The organism is Paraburkholderia sp. Ac-20347 (genome assembly GCF_017104805.1).
GTDB classification, from domain to species: domain Bacteria; phylum Pseudomonadota; class Gammaproteobacteria; order Burkholderiales; family Burkholderiaceae; genus Paraburkholderia; species Paraburkholderia tropica.
On the sequence record NZ_JAAGPN010000433.1, the window covers coordinates 1 to 4,096 of the forward strand.

Sequence of the window (4,096 nt, forward strand, 5' to 3'; positions counted from 1 at the left end):
TCTGGCGTTGCTCGCCGCGGTTGCCGCCGTTGTTTCCACCATTGTTGCCACCGGCGTTCGCGCGACCTTCACCGCGACCTTCGCCACGGCCTTCGCCGCGATTACCGCCTTCACGCTGGCCGCCACGCGGCGCACCGCCGTTCGACGCACCGCGTCCCTGGCCTTGCTGGCTCTGACCTTGACCCTGACGCTGACCACGGCCTTGCTGCTGGCTACGGCGCTGGATCGGCTCGGGCTTGGCGTTCGGATCCGGCTCGAAGCCCGGAATGACTTCCTGCGGCACGGCGCGCTTGATGAGCTTCTCGATGTCCTTGAGCAGCTGGTGTTCGTCGACGCAAACGAGCGACACCGCTTCGCCCGTCGCGCCCGCGCGGCCCGTGCGGCCGATACGGTGCACGTAATCCTCGGGCACGTTCGGCAGATCGTAGTTGACCACGTGCGGCAGCTGATCGATGTCGATGCCGCGCGCCGCGATGTCGGTGGCCACGAGCACCTGCAGCGTGCCGTCCTTGAATTCGGAGAGCGCGCGCGTGCGTGCCGACTGGCTCTTGTTGCCGTGGATCGCGAGCGCGCTGATGTCGTCCTTCGTGAGCTGTTCCGCGAGGCGGTTCGCGCCGTGCTTCGTACGCGTGAAGACGAGCACCTGGAACCAGTTGTGCTGGCGGATCAGGTGCGTGAGCAGGTCGCGCTTGCGGTCGCGATCGACCGGATACACCTTCTGCGCGACCGTTTCCGCCGTGGTGTTGCGGCGCGCGACTTCGATCAGCGCGGGCGAGTCGAGCAGGCTGTCCGCGAGCGCCTTGATCTCGTCGGCGAAAGTGGCCGAGAAGAGCAGGTTCTGGCGCTTCGGCGGCAGCTTCGCGAGCACGCGCTTGATGTCGTGGATGAAGCCCATGTCGAGCATGCGGTCGGCTTCGTCGAGCACGAGAATCTCGAGCTGCGAGAGGTCGATGGTCTTCTGCTGCATGTGATCGAGCAGACGGCCAGGCGTCGCGACCACGATGTCGACGCCGCGCTTGAGCGCGTCGATCTGCGGGTTGATGCCCACGCCGCCGAACATCACGGTCGACTTGAGCTTCAGATACTTGCCGTAGGCGCGCACGCTTTCTTCCACCTGCGCCGCGAGCTCGCGCGTGGGCGTGAGGATCAGCGCGCGCACGACGCGCTTGCCGCCCGCGGCGGCCGGCATGTCGGTCAGGCGTTGCAGGATCGGCAGCGTGAAGCCGGCGGTCTTGCCCGTGCCGGTCTGCGCACCCGCGAGCAGGTCGCCGCCGCCGAGCACGGCGGGGATCGCTTGCGACTGGATGGGCGTGGGCGTGGTGTAGCCGAGTTCGTTGACAGCGCGGACCAGCGGTTCGGACAAGCCGAGAGAATCGAAAGACATAAATACCTGTTGTATTGCAGTATCGCGAGCGGACGGGCGCTGCCGGTGACGGCGCGCCGCGCAATGCTGAGCGCGGGTGCTCGCGTGTATTCGGACGGCGCGCCAGTGCGCGCGCCGCTTGTCGACGGTTCTTGCAGACCCGTCGGCTGGCATAAAGTTGCATCGCGCGGCAGCGGACACTGCGGCCGCCGCGCGACGATTTCGTGGAGATTCCCGGTGGGATGCGTCAGGCGACGTAGCCCGCGACGCTCACGAATTGACAGACGCTCCCGGCGAGCACGAACAGATGCCAGATTCCATGTCCGTGCCGGATGCGCTCGTCGTTGATGAAAAAATAGATGCCGACGCTGTAGATGATGCCGCCGGCCAGCAGCCAGGCGGTGCCCGCGGCGGGCAGCGCGCCGAGGAGCGGCTTGACCGCGACCAGCGCGAGCCAGCCCATCACCACGTACAGCACCATCGACAGCATGCGTGTGCGGCGCCCGAGCGTGAGCTCCTGCACGATGCCGAATGCGGCGAGCCCCCAGCTCACGCCGAAGAGCGACCAGCCCCACGGCCCGCGCAGCGTGACAAGCGTGAACGGAGTATAGCTGCCCGCGATCAGCAGATAGATCGCGGCGTGGTCGCACTTCTGCAGCACGGCTTTCAGGCGCGGTCCGCGCACGCCGTGATACAGCGTGGAGATCGTGTAGAGCGCGCACAACATCGCGCCGTACACGGCGAAACTCACGACCTTGTATGCGTCGTGATCGAGCGCCCCGAGCGTTACGAGCGATACCAGCCCCGCAATCGACAACATCGCGCCCACCAGGTGAGTAATGCTGTTCAAACGCTCACCAGCGTGCATGACGACCACTCCTTGTTCTTCTTGCCCTGCGTGTTTGCTTCAAAACCAGCTTCAAAACCATCAGTTCGACAGCGAATTCGACAGCGTGCGGCTCGCGCCGCGCGGCCTCGTGCCGCAGTCAACGCGCGGCGCGCGGCCAAATAGCGAAGGGCGCAGCCGGCGGCGTTTTGCCGGCTGCGCCCTTGTCAGGCAAACGCCACTATAACAAACGTGGCTCAGTCGAGCGGTGCCGAGCGCAGATCCGACACCTGTTGCGGCGAGACCGGCGTGCCCTTGTTCCCCCACGACATGCGGATGAAGGTCACGACCGCCGCCACTTCCTGGTTGGACAGCGCCTGCGCGAACGGCGGCATGCCGTACGGGCGCGGATTGCCCTGCGTGCTGGGCGGATAGCCGCCGTTGAGCACCATCCGGATCGGATTCACCGCCGATTTCATCTGGATCGACTGGTTGTTCGCGAGCGGCGGGAAGTTCGGCGGCATGCCGAGGCCGTTTTCCGCGTGGCACTTCGCACACTGGTCATGGTAGATCTTCTGACCTTGCTGCAAGAGTTCGCCGCCGAACGCTTCGGAGGTTTCCATCTGCATGGTCTCGGGCGCTTCCTTGCGTTGCGGGATGGTCTTCAGATAGGTCGCCATCGCCTTGATGTCGTCGTCGGAGACGTATTGCAGGCTGTTGTGGATCACGTCCGCCATCGGGCCGAACACGGCGCCGCGCTCCGAGACGCCGGTTTTCAGCAGGCTGGCGATGTCCTTGATGTCCCAGTCGCCGAGACCGCCTTCGCTCGACGTGAGCGAGGGCGCGTACCAGTTCTGCAGCGGAATCAGCCCGCCCGCGAACGCCGACGAATTGACCGGCGCGCCCATCATGTTGATCGACGTGTGGCACATGCCGCAGTGGCCGAGGCCTTCGACCAGATACGCGCCGCGATTCCATTCGACCGATTTGGTCGGATCGGGCTTGTACTCGCCCTCGCGGAAGAACAGCGTGCGCCAGCCGATCAGCAGGTTGCGGTTGTTGAACGGGAACTTGAGTTCGTGCGGGCGGCTCGGCACGTGCACCGGTGGCACCGAGCGCAGATAGGCGTAGATCGCGTCCGAATCCGCGCGCGTGACCTTCGTGTAGCTCGTGAACGGGAAGGCCGGGTAGAGCAGGCTGCCGTCCTTCGAGCGGCCCGTGTGCATGGCGCGGTAGAAGTCGTCGCTGCTCCATTTGCCGATGCCGTACTGGTCGTCGGGCGTGATGTTCGGCGTGTAGAGCGTGCCGAAGGGCGTGGCCATCGGCAGGCCGCCCGCGAAGGTTTTGCCGCCGCGCACCGTGTGACAGGCGACGCAGTCGCCGGCGCGGGACAGATACTCGCCCTTCTTGATGAGCTCGGACTGGTCGGCGGGCGTGGCCGCCTGCGCCGAGGCGCTGTGCAGATAGGTGTTGCCGGTCCACAGCACGGGCACCAGCGCCGCGACGGCGGCGAGCATGACTGCGGACAGAGCGAACAGGGACTTGCGGTTCATAGGGCTGTCTCCCGGCGCCTTATTGCGGTTCGCTGCCGCATGCGAGCGGCGTCTTCAACGAGCCAGCCGCGGCCGGCACGGGATTTTGCGGCGCGTTCTGCGTGGCAAGCCAGGCCGCGACGGCGTTCACGTCGTCGTCGGTGAGACGCGTGGCGATCTCGTGCATGCAGTCGGGCGCCTTGGCGTGACGCGAGCCCGAACGCCAGGCGCCGATCTGCGCGCTGATGTAGTCCGCGTGCAGCCCGACGAGGCCCGGAATGGCCGGCTCCATGCCGGTCAGCTTCGCGCCGTGGCAGGCCGCGCAGGCGGGCACCTGGCGCGCCGGGTCGCCGCGCAGGACGATCGCCTGGCCGC

At 66.5% G+C, this 4,096-nt stretch carries 4 protein-coding genes; all 4 read right to left on the reverse strand.

What is annotated here, in order from left to right; genetic code table 11:
• On the reverse strand, nt 1–1,384 hold a 1,384-nt coding region (locus G3N97_RS36995), incomplete at its 3' end, for a DEAD/DEAH box helicase (RefSeq protein ID WP_241031067.1).
• A gap of 226 nt (nt 1,385–1,610) precedes the next feature.
• The gene (locus G3N97_RS37000; RefSeq protein WP_065059385.1) at nt 1,611–2,231 is read right to left on the reverse strand and encodes a hemolysin III family protein; all 621 of its coding nucleotides are present in this window, start codon (nt 2,229–2,231) and stop codon (nt 1,611–1,613) included.
• 215 nt (nt 2,232–2,446) lie between these two features.
• Nucleotides 2,447–3,742: a cytochrome c gene (locus G3N97_RS37005; RefSeq protein WP_205997722.1), complete on the reverse strand. Its 1,296-nt coding sequence runs from the start codon at nt 3,740–3,742 to the stop codon at nt 2,447–2,449.
• A 19-nt stretch (nt 3,743–3,761) separates the two neighbouring features.
• Nucleotides 3,762–4,096: c-type cytochrome (locus G3N97_RS37010; RefSeq protein WP_205997723.1), on the reverse strand; the 335-nt coding region annotated here is incomplete at its 5' end.

Coding starts and splice junctions, on each gene's coding strand:
- G3N97_RS37005 (WP_205997722.1), bottom strand. CDS start 3,742: ATGAACCGCAAGTCCCTGTTCGCTCTGTCCGCAGTCATGCTCGCCGCC.
- G3N97_RS37000 (WP_065059385.1), bottom strand. CDS start 2,231: ATGCACGCTGGTGAGCGTTTGAACAGCATTACTCACCTGGTGGGCGCG.